The organism is Paenibacillus sp. FSL R7-0204, assembly GCF_038002225.1.
GTDB lineage: Bacteria > Bacillota > Bacilli > Paenibacillales > Paenibacillaceae > Paenibacillus_AQ.
In genome coordinates this window covers 7412685-7434584 of record NZ_JBBOCA010000001.1, presented here as the reverse complement: position 1 = coordinate 7434584, position 21900 = coordinate 7412685, and the positions used below count along the sequence as shown (strand labels likewise).

Here is a 21900-nt window from a genome sequence, read left to right as displayed (position 1 = left end):
TTATGGTTACTTCCGTTCTGGATGATCCTTCCGTACACGTTAAGCATCCTTGCGCGGCTTCCAGCGCACCAGCCATCTCTCCAGCAGGGCAATGAGCGCGAATAATACGAGACTCAGCAGCACGATGATGGCGATAGCCACGAACATCCGGTCCGCACGGTAAGAGGACTTCTGCAGCAGCATATAGTAGCCGATCCCTTTGTCGGCGCCGATCCATTCGGCCACCACTGCGCCCATCACCGCATAGGTGGCGGAGATTTTGAGCCCGGAGAACAGGGAGGGCAAGGAGCCGGGAAGCTCCAGCCGGGTGAAGATCTGCCACTTGCCCGCACCGGCCATCTTCATATAATTCATCATCACCCGGTCGCTTTGGGCCAGTCCGCCCATGGCTGCAACAGCTACGGGGAAGAAGCAGACGAGGGTGATCAGGATGATTTTGGGCAGCAGGCCGAAGCCGAACCAGATAATCAGCAGCGGGGCCAGCGCAATGGAGGGCACATTCTGGCTGAGGATCAGCAGCGGATAGATCGCCCGCTTGACCCAGGGCAGCAGATGCAGCAGCAAGGCGGTGAGCAGGCCGATGCCTGTGCCGACCGGGAAGCCGATCAGGGTCAGCCGCAGCGTGGCGGCGGTGTGCTCCCAGATCCCGGAGGCGTTGTTCTTCGATTCACGCGCGATATCCGCGGGGCTGGGCAGCTGGTAAGCCGGGATGTCGAATAGCATGACCGATAGCTGCCATATCCCGACAAAAAAGAGGACCGCCACAAAGGGCGGCCACACTAGCTTCCAGGTGCTTCTCACGGCCGGTATTTCTCCGTCAGCTTCTCCATGCTGATGCCGCCCGGATTATGGGCGATCTTGATCTGGGAGATGACACTAGGACTGCCGGAAGCGATCAGCGCCTCATGCATATCACGCACAATATCGAGAAGGTCGGACAGCTCGCCCTCCATCGTGGTCTCCAGCGGATTCACCTGATGCTTCACGCCTGACTTCTGAATGACCTCAATGGCCTTGTCCACGTAAGGGATGGAATCCTCGTTGTTCGGTGTCTTCGGAATTACCTGAATGCTGAGCAGTGTATTAGCCATGATCAATCATTCCTTTCAAGTTAGGTATAAGATTCCCGCCATGCGGGCTCATTATGATTCCGGCAAAAATTCATTCGTAAACGTACTCTCCGCATCCAGCGGCTTATCCAGCAGCTTCAGGCCGTACATCCAGTCGGCGTAATTCTTCCAGATCTCAAGCTTCTGCTCACCCCAGCGCGGGGCGTCGTCCTTGTATTTCGGGCTAAGCCATTTCTGGCTGGCCAGCACCAGCTTGGGATCAAGGTCTGGTACAGCATCCGACAGGACCGTTGCGGCTTCTTCCGGGTTATCGATAGCGTACTGATATCCCTTGGACGTAGCCTTCAGGAAGGCCTTCACCACTTCAGGATGCTCGGCGATCTCCTTCTCGCTAGTGGTCAGCACCGGCGTGTAGTAATCCAGCTGCGGAGCATAATCCTTCAGATACAGCATATCCAGCGGCTCCCCGCGCAGCTCGGCTTCCACGCCGGTCCAGGCGTAGAAGATCCAGGCGAAGTCAATATCCCGCTTCACGGCTGTGAAAAAGTCCGCTTCGCCGATATTCACCAGCTTCACCTTGGAGACATCCCCGCCTTCAGGGTCCATGATGGCTTTCATGGCAGCCTGCTCCGCAGGGGAGCCCCAGCCTCCGTACGTTTTGCCTTCAAAGTCCTTCGGCGTCTTAATATTGCGGTCCTTCGGAGCCGCGAACCCGGAGGTATTATGCTGAATGATTGCAGCGATCGACACCAGCGGCACATCCTGCAGACGGGCCAGGGTCAGCGCCTCCTGGGCACTGATGCCGAACTGGGCTTCGCCGGAAGTGACCATCGTATCGGACCCGGCAGCGCCAGGCTGTACAATCTGCACATCAAGCCCTTCCTCCGCGTAATAGCCCAGCTCTTTGGCAGCATACAGGCCGGTGTGATTCGTGTTCGGCGTCCAGTCCAGGGCAATCTTGACCTGGGTTAGCGCCTTAGGTGCATCCGTGGGTGCGGCTGCGGTTGCATCAGGTGCAGCCGTGCTGTTACCGGCAGCAGGTGCGCTGGCCCCCGCATTGCCGCTGTTGTTCCCGCCGCCACATCCCGCTACGGTAAGCAGCAGCATGGAGCTGAGCAGTAGTGTGACTGTTTTTTTGACTCCCATTTCTCTCTCCTTCCAGCAACCCCTGGTCTTCAGAGCTTACAGAAACCGTAATCCTGTATATCCTTAGAATCAAAAAAGCGTCCCGAAGATCGGGACGCCAGTGACTTGCGTGAGGGGAATTCAGCTTCAGTACCGCTCAAGGCACTGTGCCGAATGAAGATTCCTACGCTGGCATTATCCAGATCAGGTATAAGGGTCAGTATCTTGTGGGATACAATCTCAGCCGGCCAATTCCAGCACCCCTGGTTCTATAAAGTTCACGGGTATTGCTATGTTCTTACGGTGTATTATAGACGGCAGTCCCGCCGTTGTCCACCCTCTGTGTCTTAATCCCTCGTATAATGCCGCTTCTTGCGGCGGCTGCGGATGCCGTTCCAGATCTCTCTCAGCGTTAAGCCGACACTGACGGTGATCCCCGAGAAGGTCAGGAACAGAGCCAGATACTCGAACGCGGAGTACTCCAGCATTTTGCTCCAGTCGATCTGGCCCTTCAGATCCTCGATCACCTGGTTCATCCCGTAAATCCCGCTGATAACCGTAAAGACGGTGAGCACCATCAGGAGCGTATCCCGCCGTTTGGCCTGGAATTTGTCCTGATACTGGAACAGGTCATTCAGGGTCATTTTCACCTCATCGAACAGGGCGTCATTGCCATACACCTTACGCAGCTGAAAAAAAATCTCACGCCCCTGCGACTGCGAAATCAGCTCCAGGAAGTAGAATTTGGCCGAGAATTTGTTGATCAGGAAGATCAGATTCTCGATCTCGTCGTTATCGTGGTTGATGCGCAGCCGGGAGTGGAGGTTGGCGAGCTTCAGCAGCACGATTTTATGAAAAATACTCAGCAGCATTCCGTAATAATATTCGCCGTACATCTGGCTGATCAGACCTGCAGCAATCTCCGGCTTGGCCCGGCTCACGCAGCAAAAGGTCTGCTCATTGGTCATATAGTAGGTGTCCGGACCCCAGCGGCTGTAGCAATGATCCCGGGTGTACTGCTTGATATAATCCGGATCACTTGCACTCATATAGGGGCTGCCGTCGATGGTCAGACCATCCACCTGGGAGGCACGGTAGAGCATTTCGACACTGATCTCTTCCTCATCCTCCGGGAGATTAACGCCGTAGAAGGCCTGCACCAGCATCCGTTCATCGACGAAGAAGGGCAGGGTCTCGAAATAATTGCCATTCGTCTCCGCAGGATCGAGATACGGCTCCAGACCGGCTGCCAGGTGCCTGAACACAAAGTCCTCCACCCGGGCAAAAGACTTCTTATGACAATGGATGAAGGTATGCTCATCCTGAACACTCACATCCTCCAGGTTACGGAACCGGTCGGCGAATTCCAGCACCATGCTGAAGGGGAGATTCTCCTCCTCAATAGCCACTCTTACCGTCAGGAAGCCCAGCTCGAACGGGCAGAGGAACACATCGGTCGACAGCACTCGGAAGGGAACCGTCTGGAAGGGCATTTGCAGCCCGCACAGCAGATCACTCACCCGGGAAAAGCGGCGGAAGGAATCCTTGTCCTTCTCACGCGGAAACAAGACATGGGCGGCAAACGGAAGATAGCTGCGCTCCATTTTCTCATGGGATACACAGTGGTTCTCTCCGTAATAGGCATGCTCCAGTTCCTTGTTCTCAAGAAAAAAACGCGTAAATCCATCCTTCTGTAAACTCTCAATCAGCTCTTGATCGACCTCCGCCTTAATCGAAAAGGGGAAAATGAATTGCAGCAAGGCGGTATGCAGAGTGGGCTCGGAATGCGGTATAGCCATGGGTGGGTTCCATCCTTATTTACAGAATATGGACCTTGTAGTTTACAATTACCCGATTCTCCAGGCGGTTACGCTCAGCACGAATAACAGCGCGGCAAAAGCGGCCAAAAGTCCTGAGGTCTGGGCGATCTGCAGATGATCCATGGACCAGCCGGTCAGCAGCGGCAGTACTGCGCCGCCAATTCCTCCGGAGGCGATCATAATGCTGGGCGTGGATTCTTCCGCGCCGGGCAGCAGCTTGCTGGAGAAGACCAGCGCGATGGAGAAGATGCCGGACATGAACAGGCCAAGCAGCAGGATGATGGCAAAGGCGGCAAGCCGGTGACCGGCGAACGGGAAAATAATAAGCAGCAGCAAAGCGGCAAAGCAGCTGACGAGCACATAGATGCGGTAGGAGATCTTCTCTGCGATGACACCGGCGAACAGTCTGCCTGCCGACATGGCAAGCCAGAAGAAGGTCACCGTGAGCGCAGCCGCGGCCTCGCTCATGCCCAGCTTCGCGATGAAGATCGCCGGCATGAAATTCACCAGGCTCATCTCAGTGCCTACATAGAGAAAGAAGAACAGAATGAACAAGCCAAGCACCACCCATTGCTTGCCCTTGTAGGGCAAGGACAATCTTCTGGTGGTTCCCGCTGCCGCAGCGCGGTCAGGGCGGGCAGGCCGCTCATTCAGCGCGCTGTCCAGCGGGCCGAATCTGCTCTTCGCCCAGAAGAGCAGCGAGAGGAGGGAGCAGGCGGCAACGATCAGGAAGGCCAGCCTCCACTGCCCTGCGGCAATCAGCGGACTGGCCGCCAGCGGCATGAGCAGCGCCCCGACACCGAACAGCACCTCCAGCCGGCTCATGGCAACCGCCGTTCCTTCGGTGACTGCGGCTATAATAATCGTGCCGATGACGGCTTCGATCATCCCGAAGCCGAACCCTGCGGCTACGGCAATTACGTACATCCAGCCCCAGGGCGGGAGGAAGGCGTAAGCAATCTCGGCACAGAGCAGCAGGCCGGTGGCAATCAGAATGCCGCCGCGTTTGCCGAACCGCCGGTTCAGCAGCGGCGAGACCAGTACGCCGGCCAGGAAGCCCGCGAACTGGCTGAAGATCAGCTCGCCCCCTGCACTGTAGCTGCGGTCATAATGCTGGAGCAGCACTGGCAGAATGGAGCCTAGCACAACATGGGCGAGGCCGATTACGAAATAGGAGAGACAGCCGATCCAGATTAGTTTTTTCAAGGATAAGACTCCTTATGAATCAATTTATGAACAGAATGCGGGATTCAGAATGAACGGGAAGGGTACACTATATTAGGCACAGGTTAATCATAAATCCAAACCGCGGACGTGAATATATAAACTTATATTCACATGAATTTTGAAGGGAGCTGTGACGTCAATGGATAACAAAGAGCTGGAGAAAACAATCATACAGGTGCTGGACGACAACAGGTTCGGTTCCTTCGGCACGATTGAGGCCGGTAACAAGCCTAAGGTGCGTTACATGGCAGTATTTCATGACGGGCTGTCCATCTATCTGGCAACTAACCGCAAGACTCATAAGGTAGAAGAGCTTCAGGATAATCCGAATGCTTGTCTCTTGCTCGGTTATGAGCAGGGCGGCGGCAAGGATGTACTGGAGATTGAAGCAACGGTTGCTGTGACGAAGGATGACAGCTTGCGCTCTAAGGTATGGAATGAGTCCTTGGAGAAATGGTTCAAGGGACCGGATGATCCTGATTATGTCATTCTTGAGCTGTCACCTTCACGGATTGAATATATGGGCAAGAACGGTGAGCACGGGGTATGGCAGTCTTAATCGGCTGTCTCCAGTAAAAGGATTGTGGTGGCCGGGAACGGGTGAATCTCCCGCCTAAGCCTAAGTAGTGCATACTCCGGCAACCCGGGCCTCTTACGGACCTTCATGGTTCATAAGGGGCTCTTTTTGCGGCTTCTTTCCTGATGGTGCCGGAGGAATCATGCTATAATGACCTCAGGTTATCGACATCATGAGGCGGAGGAAATTGCCATGAACTGTGTTGATTGTGCTGACATCGACCCGATAGAGGATCAAGGGGAGCTGAAGCTCCGCCCCTGCTCTGATCCGCTGGCTGCTGCCATCCGGAATGCCGATTATGAAGTATTTGAGACAAGCAACACCTGTATCATTCCATATCATCGTAAGGAAGAGCTGATGGAGCTTATAGAATGGCTGGTGAAGGCTAAGGACATAGCAGACTCCTTATCCGTATGCGTTAAGAGCATTGGTAACCATGCGGCTCTGGAACGGTGGCTAACCTTCGATCAGCTGAAGGTCCGCTTCGCTAACGAGAATCTGGTGTCCATCATTATGAGCCATGACTTTTGCAGCCACATGCAGCCGATTGTGAATTTCAGCGAGGAGATTGTCGGCTTTGAATTTCTGCTGCGCCCGCTGCCCCAGGGCAGTTATTTTCAGCCCTATGAGCTGTTTGAGATTGCCCGGCGGACAGGGTTTCATTCCTTCCTTGACCGGGCCGCCCGGATCTCGGCGATAGAGACCGGCAGTAAGCTGCTGCCCAAGGGCATCAAGCGGTTCATTAATTTCCTGCCCTCTTCTATTTATAATCCCAAGTATTGTCTTACTCATACCTTCGAGGCGATCCGGAGGCTGGACCAGAACCCGGAGGATTATGTATTTGAAGTAGTGGAGACGGAGCAGATCAGCGATATTGCACATCTGCGCGCTATCTTCGCCGAATACCGCCAGCAGGGGATGCGGGTTGCACTGGATGATGTAGGCGCGGGCTACTCTACGGTTGAGCTGATGTCCAGCCTCCAGCCGGATTATGTCAAGGTTGACCGTAGTCTGATCAGCTTCTGTGACCGGGATGAGGGGAAGCAGCGGATGCTTAGAGAGATTATCTCCAGGGCTGGCGAATTCGGTGCAAGCCTGCTGGCTGAAGGCATTGAACGCCGTGAGGAATTCCTGGTCTGCCGCGATCTCGGTATGGACCTGGGACAAGGCTATCTGTTCGGGCTGCCGGAGGAGAAGCCGCCGGGACGGTTTGGAATTACGGCCTGAACAGCAAGGATCATTCTCCCCGGATACCGGCAGGCCTCAAGACTGCCGGTATCCGGGGATTTGTTTTGCCATTCGAAGAAAGAAAGGACGGTTAACCAACGTGAGTGTAACCCTATTGTACGTAGAAGACGACCGGGAGATCGGCAGTGTCGTAGCGGCTGATCTAAGGGAACGGGAATATGCGGTGCGCTGGCTGGAGAGCGGAGACGGGGCACTTGAAGCCGCAGAGGGCTGCCAGCTTGCGATTCTGGATGTGATGCTGCCGGGGCTGGATGGCTTCACCGTCGGCCAGCGGCTGAAGCGGGCGTATCCGGAGCTGCCGGTTCTGATGCTCTCGGCGCGCACCTCCATTGACGATAAGCTTCAGGGGCTGGACTTCGCCGATGATTATCTGACCAAGCCGTTTCATCCCGATGAGCTGGCAGCGAGAATCGAGGTTCTGCTGAGAAGAAGCGGCGCTGCCGCGCCTGCTCCGCTCATGCTTAAGCATCTGGTTGTCAGACCGGGAAGCAGTGTGGTCACGGAAGCTGCGACCGGACGGGAGATTATGCTTACCGGCAAGCAGTTTCAGATCTTCTCTTATCTGCTGCGGCATCTGGGCCAGATTCTGACCAAGGAGCAGATCTATGAGGCGGTCTGGGGGGAGAGTTATATTGAAGGCGACAAGACGCTGATGGTACATATCCGTTATCTGCGCGAGAAGCTGGAGCTTGATCCGGCCGCGCCGGAGATTATTGAGACGGTCCGGGGGATCGGCTACCGGGTGAGAGGGTGAAGGGGACAGGGCGTTTCCAGCTGCTGCACCGTTCGCTGCTTTTTCGCTATCTGCTGATTATTGTAGCTGCACTGCTGTTCGTGCCGGTTGTTATTCCGCTGACGATTGCAGTGTACAGCATCTTCGGTGGGATTACTCATACAAGTCCACCCAAGGAGTATAAGCAGTATTCCAGTATAGATAAGCTGGAGATGATGTGGCATGAGGAAGCCCGCAAGCTCCTTGACCAGTCTCCTGCGGATATCACCCTGCGGCTGTCGGCCTTAAGCGAAGCCTATCCGCTGTCGAGAATATTCTGGGTCGATCCTGCGGGATTAACACAGCTGGTGACAGAGCCTTCAGGACCGCCGCTGCTCTTGACGGGAGAGACGCCGGCTATTCCCGCCCAGTGGAGTGCCGCTGAAGCGGTATCCTTCATGAAGGACAGTACGGCGCTGAAGCCGCTGGCGATTGTTGCTTTTATAGGAGACCGGGCAGAGGCCGCAGAGGGCTTCATGGTTATGCAGATTCCTGAGGATATTACGGAGAGTAAATATGCGGCAGGACTGGATAAGTGGTATTCGATTGCCATGCTGGTGTTCTTCCTTCTGTTCATCACCAGCTCCTGGCTCTTCTTCATCATGATCCGCAGAAGGCTGCTGCGCCTGCAGACCGCTATGGTCTTCACCGGGCAGGAGGGCTTGCCGCAGATTGTTCCGCCGGGGAAGCCGGATGAGATCGGGCATCTGGAGGAAGCCTTCAATACCATGGTCACGGAGCTTAAGGCAGGCCGTGCCAGAGAGGCGGAAGAAGAGGCGCTGCGTAAGCGGCTGGTCGCTGATCTGTCGCATGATTTGCGGACTCCGCTTACCGTTATTCGCAGCCACCTCCATGTACTGGGCAAGGAGCCGTTGTCACCGCGCGGCCAGTCCTCCCTTGAGCTGATGGATCAGCGGATCGAGAGCCTGAGCATCCTGATTGAGAACCTGCTGTCCTACAATTTGCTGAACAGCGGACGCATTGCGCTGCATCTAGAGCGCCGGGATGTGCTGAGACTGGTGCGGGAGAGCGCCGCCGCCTGGTATCCGGTGTGGGAGAAGGAGGGGTATCGGATCGATATTGATCTGGAGGCTGCGCCGCTGTATTGGGAGATCGATGACAGCTGGTTCCGCAGAGTGCTAGATAATCTGTTCCAGAACATTCTGCGTCATGCACGCAGCGGATTATATGTAGGAATACTTACGGAGATCCGTGAGGGCAACCGGGTGATTATCATCTCGGATCACGGCGGCGGCCTTGCGCAGAGCTCGGGCTTCGCAGGAGCCGGCCTGGGCCTGTCGATTGTCGATTTGCTGCTGAAGCGGATGGACCTGGAATGGAGCATGGAGAGCACGGTGAAGGGGACCGAGGTTAGGATCTGGAAGCGGGACGCCTGAACAATTTAAACAAAATTTAAACTTGCTGCTTCCGTGCTTTTAACCTTGGGGCGTTATGCTGTTACCGAGGTGAAGAGAATGAAGGATACAGTAATAGAGACAAGAAATCTGCTTAAGGAATACCGCGGCCGTGCGGCTGTGAAGAACCTGAATCTCAATATTACAAAAGGGGAAATCTACGGCTTCCTCGGACCGAACGGTGCCGGCAAAACAACAACTATCCGCATGCTGCTCGGTCTGATCAAGCCGACCTCCGGCAGCATTGAAATCTTCGGCAAGGAGCTGCGTGCGAACCGGATGCAGATTCTGCGCAAGGTAGGCTCGCTGGTGGAATCGCCGTCCTACTACGGGCATCTGAGTGCATGGGACAATCTGGAGGCGATCCGACGTATTCTGGGTGTGCCCAAGGTGCGCATTGCCGAGGTGCTGGAGATCGTCTCGCTTACCGGGGAGGAGACGCGGCCGGTCAAGGGCTTCTCGCTGGGCATGAAGCAGCGGCTGGGGATTGCGGCAGCCCTGCTGGGCAGCCCGGAGCTGCTGATTCTCGATGAGCCGACCAACGGACTGGACCCGTCAGGCATACAGGAGATCCGCTCTCTGATTAAGCGGCTGCCTGGAGAGCAGGGGATTACAGTGCTGGTATCCAGCCATCTGCTGAGTGAGATTGAGCAGATGGCCGGTACGGTCGGCATTATCCGGGAGGGACAGATGGTCTATCAGGATACCATTGCCCATCTCCAGCAGCAGGCGGCCGGCCATCTGCGTCTGGCGTTATCTGAGCCGGAGACTGCGCTGATGACGGCGGTGCGGCGCGGCTGCGGCGGCGAGCTGCAGGAGGGCCGGCTGGTCCTGCCCCGGATGAGTGATGCGCGAGTATCGCTGCTGGTCAAAGAGCTGGTTGAAGAGGGCCATGCGATCTACAGGGTAGAGGAGCACAGGCAATCTCTGGAGGAATTCTTCCTGCAGGTGGTTGGGGGAGGGGGGCTATGATGTGGCGTGCGCTGTCGGCGGACTGGCTTAAGATCCGCGGCAAAGGCATATGGTTCCTCGCCTTCCTTGGCCCGCTGGGCCTCATCGCCATGCAGGGGCTGAATTTCGGCCTCCGCTATGACTATCTTCGCGGGCAGTACCGGGAGGACCTGTGGGGTGGCCTGCTCAGTGAGGTCATACCCTTCGTACCGATTGCCCTCTATCTTGGGGGCACACTGATCTGCTCTCTGATTGCGAATGTCGAGCATCAGACCAGCGCCTGGAAGCAGCTTCTGGCGCTGCCTGTCTCCCGTACGGCTGTGTTTATGGCGAAGCTGCTGCTCTGCCTGCTGCTGCTTATCGTATCCTGCCTGCTGCTGTCGGCGGGAACCGTGATTCTCGGGCTGTTGCTCGGATTCGGTACTCAGCCGATACCGCTAACGGATGTCCTGCGGATGGGCTTCGCCGCGTATGCTGCCGCCATGCCTATCATTGCACTCCAGCTGTGGCTGTCTCTATCCAGCCGGAACCAGACCCTCCCGGTATCGGTGGGATTGACCTTGTCGCTGGTCAGCCCGTTCGGTGTATACTTCACGGAATGGATGCCGCTCTCCTGGCCGGCCTTGGCCTGGAGTGATCCGCGTCCTTGGCTGTTCAGCGGAGCCGGCCTGTTGCTTGGACTCCTGGTAATCCTGCCTGGAGCCATACATTTCGCGCGAAAGGATGTGGACTGAACATGCGGACTTTTCTGCGAATATTGTCTGCGGAGTGCATGAAGATAACCGGATTCCGCACTTGGCTGTTAATTCTGCTCAGTCCGCTGGTCTCCCTGCCGATTGGTGCGCTTTCGGACATGCAAGAGGATAGGGTGATAACCTGGCAGGTTCTGCTGAGCACAATGTCAGCGGTACATGCGCTGCTGTTTCTTCCGGTACTCTCTGGACTCTTCGCCGCTTTAATCTGCCGCAATGAGCATAGTGACGGCGGCTGGAAGCAGCTCCTGGCGCTTCCGGTTACGAGGACTTCTGTATACTTTGCCAAATTTGTTTTGATTATAGCGCTGCTGGGTGCGGTTCAGCTGCTGTTTCTTGCTGGAGTTTTGGGAGTGGGATGGTATAGGGGGGCAGAAGGGGGAGTTCCCTGGGAGCTACTGCTGAGCAGCCTGTTCGGAGGCTGGTTTGCCTGCCTGCCGCTGGCTGCCCTGCAACTGGCGATATCTCAAGGCTGGAGCAGCTTCGGCGCCCCGCTGGCGCTGAATGTCTGCTTCACCATTCCTAACATGCTGATTGCCAATTCTTCCACCTACGGTCCTTATTATCCATGGGTGCAGCCGGTGCTGGCTATGTCCCCCTTCGGCGAAGAACGGTTCGGCGCCTTCAACTTGCCGCTGGAGAGCCTGATGATTGTCGTGTCGGGCAGCCTGCTTCTGTTCCTGGGTGCTGGCTTGATAGCCTTTTGGCGTAAGGCGGTATAAGATTCCCTTCTCCATGGACATTGGACGCCATTTTTTCTATAATTAATCGTAGAAGATACTATTAAGCGCCGGTGATGCCGGATGAGCATATGGAGGAGGGCGGGAGCATGGAACCAGCGGCACTTGAAGAATGCGACAACACCTGTAATGGTTCCGAACTGGAACCGGAATCTATGGCCTTGATTCTGCCGGACCGTGAGATCACAGATAAGATGGCAGAAATGTTCAAGGCACTGGGTGATCCGACAAGAGTTCGGCTGATCTACGCGTTATCCCAGCAGGAGCTGTGTGTGCATGACTTGTCCTCCATACTGGATATGGGACAGTCAGCAGTCTCCCATCAGCTCCGCTATCTGCGCAATCTGCGGATTGTGAAACGCCGCAAGGAAGGCAAGACCGTATATTATTCGCTGAATGATGCGCATGTGGAGCAGATCTTCCTGCAGACCCATGAGCATATCCGGCATGAATAGATTGTTATGATAGCAAAGGGGCTGTCCCAAAGCCAGGTAACGGCTTGGGGCAGCCCCTTTTATATTATGAAGTGCGATAAATCAAATATATGTGCCAGTGCGAGGGTATGTGTTCGGAATATATGTGGAAAACAGCATACAATCGGTCGTTGTGAGGGCAAGTGGCCGAATGTATGTGGACAACAGCATACATTCGGCAGGCATACAGAATCGTTAGATTTTCCTCGGACTCCCTCATTCTCCCTTACCACCTCTTCCTCAGACCGGAAGGTGACCGTGCTTCACCGCGGAATTCTCAATCTGCAGTGTGGTGTGCTGGATGCCAAAATTCTCTTCCACCATTTTAAGCGCTTGTTGCAGTACCTGCTCCGAATTAACCCCGTCCTTGATCAGCAGATGACCGCTGAGCGCATCCAGGCCGGAGGTGATGGTCCAGATATGCAGGTCATGCACATCCTGAACCCCTTCAATTCCCAGTAGCGCCTTCTCGACCTCTTCGGCATTCATGCTAAGCGGAGTTCCTTCCATAAGAATATGGAAGGCCTGCTTGATAACACCCCAGGCGCTGCGCAGGATGAGCAGGGCGACCAGCACACTGATGATAGGGTCTGCCACATACCAGGAGAACAGGTTCATAATCAGACCGGCGACCAGTGCGCCAACAGAGCCGAGAGCATCGCTGATCACGTGCAGGTAAGCGCTGCGGATATTGATATTGTCTTTAGCTCCGCTTTTGCGCATCAGTGACCATGCGCTGACGAGATTGGCCAGCAGTCCGACACTGGCAATCAGCATCATTGTTCCGCTGGCTACCACCGGAGGGGCGGAGAAGCGCTGGAAAGCTTCATACATAATGAATCCGGAGATTACAAACAGGGTCACCCCGTTGAACAAAGCCGCCATAATCTCAAACCGGTGGAAGCCGTAAGAGTTCTTGGAGGAGGCCGGCTTCACCGCGATAATCATGGCCACAAGGCTAAGGGCAAGGGAAGCGGTGTCGCTGAGCATATGGCCTGAGTCGGACAAAAGAGCCAGGCTCCCAGTGAGCAGGCCGCCGAAGAATTCAAGGAACATAATACCGCCTGTGATGATTAAGGCGATTAGCAAGCCTTTCTTATTATCCGGTGCATGGGAGTGGGAATGTGAATGCGAATGCCCGCCAGAGTGCGAATGAGCATGTGATCCAGCGTGTGCTCCAGAGTGCGAATGAGCATGTGAATCGGTTTTGGAATTGTTCATTAGGTAGGACCCCTTTTCAATTAACATATGAATGATTGCTCATATGTTAATATTATGGCCAGCTCAGACAAATTACAAGCTTTTTTATATAGATGAAGAATAGTTTGTCCAAAATAACTCCATCGGCATCCAGATTCTTCACAGTACATAATTAGCCACAATCTGTGCGCTGAATGCATTGACACTGTATGATTCAGGGGAATATAATAAGTGTAAGTTAACATATGAACAAATACTCATATATAGGTACAATCAAGGGAGATGAGTCATTTGAGTACGGTAGAAGACAATGTGAAGCGGAAATGGGTCCTGGATGGGCTGGACTGCGCGAACTGCGCAATGAAGATCGAGAATAAGGTCAAGAAGATTGAAGGCGTGTCCTCCTGCTCCGTCAACTTCGCCACGAAGACCATGACACTGGAGACAACGGCGGCTGCTGCGGATGAGATCGCTGAGCAGGCCGAGCATACAATTACCAAGCTGGAGCCGCATGTGAAGCCGCGGGCGGTTCCAGCTTCACGGGCAGTTAAGAAGCCGTTGTCTGCGGAGGGGGCAGCTCAGGTACGCGGCGTAGCGGTTCAAGGACAGGGCCATGTTCATACCCACGGCGAACCGCACGGTCATGAGCATGCCCATGGAGAAGGGCATTCCCAGGAAGACGGCCATCAGCATTCACATGCTGCTGAGCACAGCCACAGCCAGGAGGATTCACACGGCCACGGACACAGCCATGAGCATGGGGAGGGCGATACGCGCCGCATCCTGATGCGGCTGGGCGGCGGTGCCATTCTGGCTGCTGCCGGGATGTTCCTGCCGGTCAGCGGAATTACCGAGCTGCTGATCTTCCTGGCAGCCTATCTGATTGTCGGCGGAGAGGTCGTCCTCGCCGCTGCCCGGAATATTGTAAGGGGCCAGGTGTTCGATGAGAACTTCCTGATGGCCCTTGCGACCATCGGTGCTTTCGCCATCGGCGAATATCCCGAAGGCGTCGCGGTTATGCTCTTCTATCAGGTAGGGGAGCTATTCCAGGGAATGGCTGTGAACCGTTCACGCCGTTCGATTACAGCGCTGATGGATATCCGGCCGGAATTCGCTTATCTGAAGGAAGGCAATAATCTGCGCAAGGTATCCCCCGAAGAGGTTAGAGTAGGGGACAGCATCGTGGTTAAGCCCGGCGAGAAGGTTCCGCTGGACGGAATTATTCTTGAGGGCAGCGCGATGATGGATACTTCGGCGCTGACCGGAGAATCGGTTCCCCGCTCGACACAGCCGGGAAGCCAGGTGCTAAGCGGATTCATTAACCGCAATGGCGTGATTACCATTGAAGTGACCAAGGACTTCGGCGAATCCGCAGTCTCGCAGATTCTGGAGCTGGTTCAGAATGCTACGAATAACAAAGCGAAGACAGAGAATTTCATCACCAAATTCGCCCGTGCCTATACGCCGGTCGTAGTCATAACAGCGCTGCTGCTGGCAGTGGTTCCGCCGCTGGTTCTGAGCGGAGCCACCTTCTCCGACTGGATCTACCGTGCACTGGTCTTCCTCGTTATCTCTTGCCCTTGTGCGCTTGTCGTGTCGATTCCCCTCGGGTTCTTCGGCGGGATTGGTGCCGCGTCGAAGAACGGGATTCTGGTGAAGGGCAGCAACTATCTGGAAGCCTTGAATGATGTGAAGATCGTTGTGTTCGATAAGACAGGAACCTTGACCAAAGGCCAGTTCACGGTAACCGGCAATGTTCCGGCGGAAGGCTTCACCGGGCAGGAGCTGCTGCGGGTAGCGGCTTATGCGGAGAGCCATTCCAGCCATCCGATTGCAGAATCCATCCGTGCAGCCTATGGCGAAGCTATTCCTGGTGAAGCCATTAAAGGCTATAACGAAATCTCCGGCCATGGCATCGCAGTTACCGTGGAGGGGAAGGCAGTGCTGGCCGGGAATGCGCGGCTGATGGAGCGTGAAGGGATTGCCAGCGTAACCCCGCAGGAGTACGGGACGATCGTTCATATTGCTGTAGATAAGCGCTACGCAGGCTATCTCGTCATTGCAGATGAAGTGAAGGACGATTCTCTTAAGGCGATTCAGGCTCTGAATGCACTGGGAATCCACAAGACGGTTATGCTGACTGGTGACGCTTCTCCGGTAGCCGAGTCTGTCGGCAGACAGCTGGGCATTCAGGAGATTCATGCAGAGCTGCTGCCGGGAGATAAGGTCGCGGCGATTGAACAGCTGGAGCGGGAGAAGGGTCCGAAGGAGAAGATCATTTTTGTCGGGGACGGGATTAATGATACTCCGGTGCTGGCCAGAGCGGATGTTGGGATTGCCATGGGCGGACTTGGCTCGGATGCAGCCATTGAGGCTGCGGATATTGTCATCATGACGGATGAGCCTTCCAAAATCGCTTCCGCCATCGGAATCGCCAAACGGACGCGGACCATTGTCTGGCAGAACATTGCTTTTGCGCTGGGAGTCAAAGCGGTCTTCCTGCTGCTGGGAGCGTTCGGAATTGCCACCATGTGGGAGGCCGTATTCTCAGATGTCGGAGTTACTGTACTTGCTGTACTGAACAGCATGCGCGCCTTGCAGCCGCCGAAGTCGGTATAATCGTGTGATTTGAATCGATAATGAAATAATTATGAAAAGTATAAGCCTTAATGATCCTAATTTTTGGGTCTTAAGGCTTATTTTTATTGCATTTGTTATGCTTTTTGTCTATTTATGCCGATATATCAATATATATTTACAGCATATGGAAGACCACAATGGGGTTCTAGGGGGATTTTGCGGTGAATGAGGCAAGTGTACGGTCCAAATTGAAAATGAATGCAAAGAATGGAAAATCATTATCGCTGCAAAGCAAGTATTCGCTTGTTATTTTGGCAATTGCTATTGTACCTCTGCTTGGAGTCACGATCTTTTTCATGCAGTACTTCGGGGGTGTAACCAGAGACGACAGTGAGGAGCTCGCCCAGAATATTCTGGAGATGAATACGACACGGATTGCAGAGTGGCTGAATACGCGGACATCTGCGGTCCAGGAGCTGATTGCGCAGCATCCTGAATTCGATACCGCAAGACCCGATACTATTTTTCCTGTGGTCAAGGTACTCGAAGAGAGCGATACTCAGTCCGAAGGCTACAGCGTCATTAACAAGCAAGGCATTCTGGCCAATTCTCTTAAGCTTACGGCGGATGTAGGACAATCGGCATATTTCCTGCAGGCTAAGGAGAGTCTTGCTCCGGCTGTAGCGGAGATGTCTTATCTGGAACAGCTCAGTAAATATATTATCCCGGTATTCGTTCCGGTCGTGGACAAGGACAAGCAGTTTGGCGGCGGCATCGCTTTCTCGGTGACACCGGACATTCTGATGGAGATGGGCAAAAATATCCACGTGGGCGATACCGGCTACGGATACGTAATCTCGGGCAAGGGTGATTATTACGCCTACTCCGAGACCGAGCGGATCGGCAAGAATATCGCTGACTACGCGAAGACTACAGAGATGAAGCAGGCTGTAGGGCATATTCTCGGCAAGGAAGCAGGCTCGGAGGCCTACAAGGGAGAGGACGGCAAGCAGGTGATTACCTATTTCCGTACCGTCCCGGGCACAGACTGGAAGCTGCTGATTACGGTTCCCAAAAGCGAGATTACCGCCAAAGTCACCTCAGCCCAGCGGATATCCACATTGTTCATTGTAATCATCATTCTGGCGGTCATTGCCTTGGCCTTGTCTCTGACCCGTCTGATTGTGAAGCCGATTGTAGCAATCTCCGGGGTGATGAAGAAAGTGGCGGACGGCCATCTCAGTGAACGGGTGAAGGTGCGCTCGGGTGATGAGATTGGCCAGATGAGCCAGAGCATTAATGATATGATCGGATCATTATCCGGCATTGTCGGCAAAATCGATGCTACAGTGGCGCAGGTTGCTGTCTCGGCAGAAAGCGTGCTGAATTACGCCAGCCAGACCTCGAATACGTCGGCAGAGATTGAGACGGTCGTCCAGGAGGTTGCCCAGGGCATGGGCGAACAGTTCAAGGGCTCGGAGCAGGCGGCCAGAGCTACGGAGGAGATGGCGATCGGGCTGCAGCGGATTGCGGAATCCTCCGTCAATGTGTCGGACCAGGCAGAGACGGTCAGCACCGAGGTCGAGAACGGATATGTGGAGATTCAATCCACACTTAAGCAGATGACTGTCATCAGCGGCGCTGCGGAGGAGACCTCGGCTCTGATCAGCAATCTGAGCACTCAATCCGAACAGATTGGCCAGATTGTTGATGTAATCTCCGAAATCTCCAACCAGACGGGGCTGTTATCCCTCAATGCGTCGATTGAAGCGGCCAGAGCAGGCGAGCACGGGCGCGGGTTCGGCGTGGTGGCGAATGAAGTGAAGAAGCTGGCAGAGCGCACGAACAGTGCCATTGTGAATATTGTGGAGCTGATCCGTCAGATTCAGGAATCCACCAGAGCGGCCGAGATTTCTATGGAGAAGAGCATTGCTGAGATCGGAGACGGGGTGGGTAAAATGCAAAACGTAGGCACCTCCTTCGACCATATCCGCTCGTCCATCCGTGAGGTATCGATTCAAATTCAGGACGTCTCTGCCGTCAATGAGCAGATGTCTGCCGGGACAGAGGAGATTACAGCCTCTATCTCCGATATGCTGATTATTGCCAGAGATTCTGCCGAGAGCGCCGAGATGGTGGCGGAGGCTTCCACCGAGCAGCGGAATCTGATGGGCCAGGTCGTCACCTCAGCCGAATCCCTCAACCAGTTAATGAGCGAATTGCGGAGCGAGATCGAGAAGTTTCAATAATATCAGGTAAAATTATCGCAAACACCCCTCTGCCGCACAGGTTACTGTGTGAAGCAGAGGGGTGTTTGCTTGTATAGGCTGTGCTGTTAAGCTCAGTGATGCTCCTCCAGCGTGAGGCTATCAATTCCCGCGCGGATGATGCTGCAGGAGGCGGTGAATTTGGACATCTCCGTATCGCTGAGATTCAGCTCCAGCAATTCCTGAATGCCGCTGCTGCTGATAATGGCCGGAACTCCGGCACATACGCCGCTTTGTCCGTATTCCCCGTCCAGGATGGCGGAGACGGCGATGATTTTGTGCTCGTCATTCAGAATGGAGCGGGTGATATAGGCGAGCGCACTGCCGATTCCGAAGTGAGTTGAGCCTTTGCGCGTAAAAATCTCCCAGCCGGCATCCTTCGTCTTGCGGGCGATATCCATAAGGTCCAGGCTGCTGAAGCGTTCGCGGTGCTGCTCCATAATCTGCAGAATCGGCTTGCCGCCGATGGTTACATGGGACCAGGCCACGAACTGCGACTCTCCATGCTCTCCAAGGGCGTAGCCGTTGACGCTGCGCGGATCGATCGTGAACACCTCCGACAGCAGTGTCTTCAGCCGGGAAGAGTCGATGGAGGTGCCAGTGCCGATCACCCGGTGCCGCGGCAGGCCGGAGATCTGCCAGACCAAATAAGTCACAATATCTACAGGGTTCGCAGCGACGACGAAGATCCCATCAAAGCCCCCCGCCATAATCTCGGTGATGATCTCCCGGGTAATTACAGCAGCGGCATCCAGTACATCCAGCCGGGTCTGCCCCGGCTTGGGATTGGCGCCTGCCGTCAGAATGACGACATCCATCCCCGCACAGTCGCTGGCGGTGCCGGCATAGACCTTGGTGCGTGTTCCGGTGAAGTCCATGCAGTGCGAGAGATCAAGCGCTTGTGCCATGGCGCGGTCGTAGGTGCGGTCAATCATCATGATCTCATCGCATACGGCTTGATTCACCATGGAATAGGCAACGCTGGAGCCGACCATGCCGGAGCCGACGATTGCTACTTTTCTCGATTTACTTTTCAATTGCCCCGTCCCCACTCTCTACAAGTATGGTACTATTCTAACTGATCTCATCGCAAGTTACCTGACATAGCACCGAAAATACCCGCTGTTCCCGTCCGTTATTTAGCCACAATTAACATGGAAGGTTAGAATATCAGGGTTCTTATGAACTATAATATGCAGCTGATGGGCATTTGGGAAGGCAGAAGGAAAGGGGGCCTCCGGCAGTCATCCCTAAGGCTGCCGGGGACACCCCCCTTTTACAAATATAAGAATTTTTATGTTGCACACGATAACTTATCCTTCTATTTCTCGCTGAAACGGTACCGTCCTTTAAAAGGACGGCAAAGCCGTTTCCACTTGATGAAATGAATGTCTTAACCCGCTTCTCCCTAGACCCGGGGCTGCGGAATCTGCGGCTCGGCAGGCAACATTCCGGTATAGTGCTTATACATGAACAGTCTCCAGTGGAGGATCATGCCGAAGGCCAGAATGAAGAATAATCCGCCGGACTGCGGAACAGATACATACCGGTTGATGAACTCGTGGAGCAGGGTGCGCACCAGCAGCAGTCCAAGAAGAATGAACGCGAAGCTCTTGGAGCGCTGGGCATAGATCAGCCCTTCACGTTCTTCGAACCGCGTACTGCGGATTAGCGGATAGGCAAAAATAAACCAGCCGACCAGGAAAGCAAGGGCCGCCCACCACCAGGGGAAGCGCACTTCCGGTACGACGAACATGGCGAAGCCGGTGGACATGCCAAGCGGCGGAATCCATATTTTGCGGATGGTTACCGGGCGGGCACTGGCCTTCATGCGGATAAAAATCACCATCAGCGCCATGAATACGGCTCCCAGCGTAGAGCCCACATGCAGAAGTGAGGGGTTGATGTTACCCATAATTCACTGTCCTCTCTGTGATTTCGGTCACTATTGTCTACATTATAGCAGATAATGAACGGATTTCAGAATAAGGCGCACACAGCAAACCCGCCAGGGATCTACCCCCGGCGGGTCTGCTTGCTAAGTATAGTACAGCAGCTTCAGATAAGCATGCTGTCATAGAGCTTAAGAACGGCTACGTCCGCCAACCGAACGCAGAATCAGGCTTACGATAAAGATCAGAACCACAGCACCGATCAGTGAAGGGAAGACATAGTAGTCGCTGATCTTAGGTCCCCAGCTTCCCAGCAGCATGCCGCCAAGCCATGAACCGAGAATACCAGCGATAATGTTGCCGATAATTCCGCCGGGAATGTCTCTACCCATAATCAACCCGGCCAGCCAACCAATTACGCCACCAACAATCAACATCCATAGTAAACTCATTAACTCTCAGCTCCTTTTGTGTTTGTTGTCTTCGATGGTTACTATTAACCTTATGCACAGCGTTTAAACCAGTGTTAAATTTTGCCGGCACACAATTATTTAGTATTCCAGTCTGTCCAAATTTATGCTGTTTAACCCTGATAATGTAGTGGGTACATAAAGATGTTATAGTGAAATTATGGTTCACCCGCTGAGTGAGTATAGGGGTGTACAGGGTATATAAGCTTATATACTATACAACAAAGGAGCCGCTGCCATGCACCAGCCTAATGAAGTATTATTCTATATTGGAACGTACAACAGTGAGGAGAGAGAGGCCATCCTGCTGGGTGCGCTGGATAAGGAGAGCGGAGAAATGAGGGTTATGGGCGGTACCCGGGGGACCCAGAACCCTTCCTATCTGGCGGTTAATGCGGCGCAGACGGTATTATATGCAGTGAGTGAGCAGGATGAAGGTGAGGTTCATGCCTACGCCATTGATCCCGGCAGCAAAGCGCTGCATCTGCTGGGCAGCAGAGCGACCGGGGGCGGCGCGCCCTGCTATGTCTCGGTGGCTCCGAAGGGAGATTACATAGCTGTGTCTAACTATACGGGAGGCAATGTCAATGTGTTTCCGCTGAACGAGGACGGGTCATTACAGGAGATGTCCTCCCAGGTGAAGCATAAGGGCTCGGGAATCCGCAGCGACCGTCAGGATGCCCCCCATCCCCATTCCGTGATTCCGGACAAGACGGGTGATCATGTGCTGGTCTGTGATCTCGGTCTCGACCAGATCGTGTTCTACCGGGTGGAGGATGGGAAGCTGGTCACTCACCGGGAGGTGGACCTTCCTCCAGGCTCAGGGCCGCGCCATCTAGCGTTGCATCCTTCGCGGCAATGGATCTATCTGGTTAATGAACTGAACAATACGGTCACCGTATTCGCCAATGATGAGCCTCAGGGCAATCTGAAGCTCCTGCAGAGTGTCAGCAGTCTCCCGGAGCATTATACCGCCGGAAGTGATGATACGGCTGCAGATATCCATGTATCCCCATGCGGACGCTATCTCTACGTATCCAACCGTGGTCATGACAGCATCGCACTGTTCCATATTGATAAGGCTACGGGTCTGCTGGAAGCCGAGGACTGGGTGACTTCCGGAGGACGGACCCCGCGTAACTTCGCTCTGATCGGCGGCATGCTGCTCGCTGCTAACCAGAACAGCGGCAATATTGCCTCCTTCCGCATAGACAGTGAGACCGGACGGCTGATCCCTACCGGCAATGAGCTGGAAGTGCCGGCACCTGTCTGCCTTGTAGCCCTGGATTAACCTGCACAAGGATTTACTATGCAGGAACAG

20 protein-coding genes and 1 riboswitch are annotated in these 21900 nt (G+C 54.5%); of the genes, 11 read left to right on the top strand and 9 right to left on the bottom strand.

What is annotated here, in order from left to right; all coding sequences use genetic code 11:
- Window positions 1-39: 39 nt before the first annotated feature.
- From MKX42_RS32215 to MKX42_RS32195, 5 genes are all read right to left on the bottom strand, one after another.
- Complete coding sequence (locus MKX42_RS32215; RefSeq protein ID WP_340757471.1) at window positions 40-801, bottom strand: ABC transporter permease; 762 nt, start codon at window positions 799-801, stop codon at window positions 40-42.
- Entirely contained in the window at window positions 798-1091 is a 294-nt protein-coding gene (locus MKX42_RS32210) for a thiamine-binding protein (protein WP_340757470.1), read from the bottom strand. The genes MKX42_RS32215 and MKX42_RS32210 overlap by 4 nt, the downstream gene beginning before the upstream one ends.
- A gap of 51 nt (window positions 1092-1142) precedes the next feature.
- Window positions 1143-2216, bottom strand: a complete 1074-nt coding sequence (locus tag MKX42_RS32205) for an ABC transporter substrate-binding protein (protein ID WP_340757469.1) — start codon at window positions 2214-2216, stop codon at window positions 1143-1145.
- A gap of 143 nt (window positions 2217-2359) precedes the next feature.
- Window positions 2360-2470: riboswitch (TPP riboswitch) on the bottom strand.
- A 72-nt stretch (window positions 2471-2542) separates the two neighbouring features.
- Window positions 2543-3994 carry a hypothetical protein gene (locus MKX42_RS32200; RefSeq protein ID WP_340757468.1) on the bottom strand — a complete coding sequence of 484 codons (1452 nt, stop codon included), beginning with the start codon at window positions 3992-3994 and terminating at the stop codon, window positions 2543-2545.
- A gap of 48 nt (window positions 3995-4042) precedes the next feature.
- The gene (locus MKX42_RS32195) at window positions 4043-5221 is read right to left on the bottom strand and encodes an MFS transporter (protein WP_340757467.1); all 1179 of its coding nucleotides are present in this window, start codon (window positions 5219-5221) and stop codon (window positions 4043-4045) included.
- Between the two features lie 160 nt (window positions 5222-5381).
- On the opposite strand from MKX42_RS32195, the gene MKX42_RS32190 reads away from it, so the two are divergent.
- From MKX42_RS32190 to MKX42_RS32155, 8 genes are all read left to right on the top strand, one after another.
- A complete protein-coding gene (locus tag MKX42_RS32190) occupies window positions 5382-5801 on the top strand; it encodes a pyridoxamine 5'-phosphate oxidase family protein (protein ID WP_209994416.1) in 420 nt (139 codons plus the stop codon).
- A gap of 210 nt (window positions 5802-6011) precedes the next feature.
- Entirely contained in the window at window positions 6012-7046 is a 1035-nt protein-coding gene (locus tag MKX42_RS32185; protein ID WP_340757466.1) for an EAL domain-containing protein, read from the top strand.
- A gap of 100 nt (window positions 7047-7146) precedes the next feature.
- Window positions 7147-7821 (top strand): response regulator transcription factor, encoded by a 675-nt coding sequence (locus MKX42_RS32180; protein WP_340757465.1) that lies wholly within the window; start codon window positions 7147-7149, stop codon window positions 7819-7821.
- Entirely contained in the window at window positions 7818-9236 is a 1419-nt protein-coding gene (locus MKX42_RS32175; protein ID WP_340757464.1) for a sensor histidine kinase, read from the top strand. The genes MKX42_RS32180 and MKX42_RS32175 overlap by 4 nt, the downstream gene beginning before the upstream one ends.
- 78 nt (window positions 9237-9314) lie before the next feature.
- On the top strand, window positions 9315-10226 hold the full coding sequence (locus MKX42_RS32170) for an ABC transporter ATP-binding protein (protein WP_340757463.1): 912 nt from the start codon (window positions 9315-9317) through the stop codon (window positions 10224-10226).
- Entirely contained in the window at window positions 10223-10939 is a 717-nt protein-coding gene (locus tag MKX42_RS32165) for an ABC transporter permease (RefSeq protein ID WP_340757462.1), read from the top strand. The genes MKX42_RS32170 and MKX42_RS32165 overlap by 4 nt, the downstream gene beginning before the upstream one ends.
- Before the next feature lie 2 nt (window positions 10940-10941).
- The gene (locus MKX42_RS32160) at window positions 10942-11679 is read left to right on the top strand and encodes an ABC transporter permease (protein ID WP_340757461.1); all 738 of its coding nucleotides are present in this window, start codon (window positions 10942-10944) and stop codon (window positions 11677-11679) included.
- A gap of 107 nt (window positions 11680-11786) precedes the next feature.
- On the top strand, window positions 11787-12152 hold the full coding sequence (locus MKX42_RS32155; protein WP_036732785.1) for an ArsR/SmtB family transcription factor: 366 nt from the start codon (window positions 11787-11789) through the stop codon (window positions 12150-12152).
- A 258-nt stretch (window positions 12153-12410) separates the two neighbouring features.
- Here the strand turns inward: MKX42_RS32155 and MKX42_RS32150 are convergent, their stop codons facing one another.
- Window positions 12411-13391, bottom strand: a complete 981-nt coding sequence (locus MKX42_RS32150; RefSeq protein ID WP_340757460.1) for a cation diffusion facilitator family transporter — start codon at window positions 13389-13391, stop codon at window positions 12411-12413.
- Between the two features lie 270 nt (window positions 13392-13661).
- Between MKX42_RS32150 and MKX42_RS32145 the strand changes: the two genes are divergently transcribed.
- Together MKX42_RS32145 and MKX42_RS32140 are read left to right on the top strand one after the other, a co-directional pair.
- Window positions 13662-15989 carry a heavy metal translocating P-type ATPase gene (locus MKX42_RS32145; protein ID WP_340757459.1) on the top strand — a complete coding sequence of 776 codons (2328 nt, stop codon included), beginning with the start codon at window positions 13662-13664 and terminating at the stop codon, window positions 15987-15989.
- A gap of 182 nt (window positions 15990-16171) precedes the next feature.
- Window positions 16172-18199, top strand: coding sequence for a methyl-accepting chemotaxis protein (locus MKX42_RS32140; RefSeq protein ID WP_340757458.1), 2028 nt, complete (start codon window positions 16172-16174; stop codon window positions 18197-18199).
- A gap of 92 nt (window positions 18200-18291) precedes the next feature.
- On the opposite strand, the gene MKX42_RS32135 is transcribed toward MKX42_RS32140, so the two are convergent.
- The 3 genes from MKX42_RS32135 to MKX42_RS32125 all read right to left on the bottom strand — a co-directional run bounded on the left by MKX42_RS32135 (window position 18292) and on the right by MKX42_RS32125 (window position 20561).
- On the bottom strand, window positions 18292-19254 hold the full coding sequence (locus tag MKX42_RS32135; RefSeq protein WP_340757457.1) for an L-lactate dehydrogenase: 963 nt from the start codon (window positions 19252-19254) through the stop codon (window positions 18292-18294).
- A gap of 371 nt (window positions 19255-19625) precedes the next feature.
- Window positions 19626-20132: a CcdC family protein gene (locus MKX42_RS32130; protein ID WP_209994407.1), complete on the bottom strand. Its 507-nt coding sequence runs from the start codon at window positions 20130-20132 to the stop codon at window positions 19626-19628.
- A 168-nt stretch (window positions 20133-20300) separates the two neighbouring features.
- The gene (locus tag MKX42_RS32125; RefSeq protein ID WP_036732764.1) at window positions 20301-20561 is read right to left on the bottom strand and encodes a GlsB/YeaQ/YmgE family stress response membrane protein; all 261 of its coding nucleotides are present in this window, start codon (window positions 20559-20561) and stop codon (window positions 20301-20303) included.
- A 256-nt stretch (window positions 20562-20817) separates the two neighbouring features.
- On the opposite strand from MKX42_RS32125, the gene MKX42_RS32120 reads away from it, so the two are divergent.
- A complete protein-coding gene (locus MKX42_RS32120; protein WP_340757456.1) occupies window positions 20818-21870 on the top strand; it encodes a lactonase family protein in 1053 nt (350 codons plus the stop codon).
- Window positions 21871-21900: the final 30 nt, after the last annotated feature.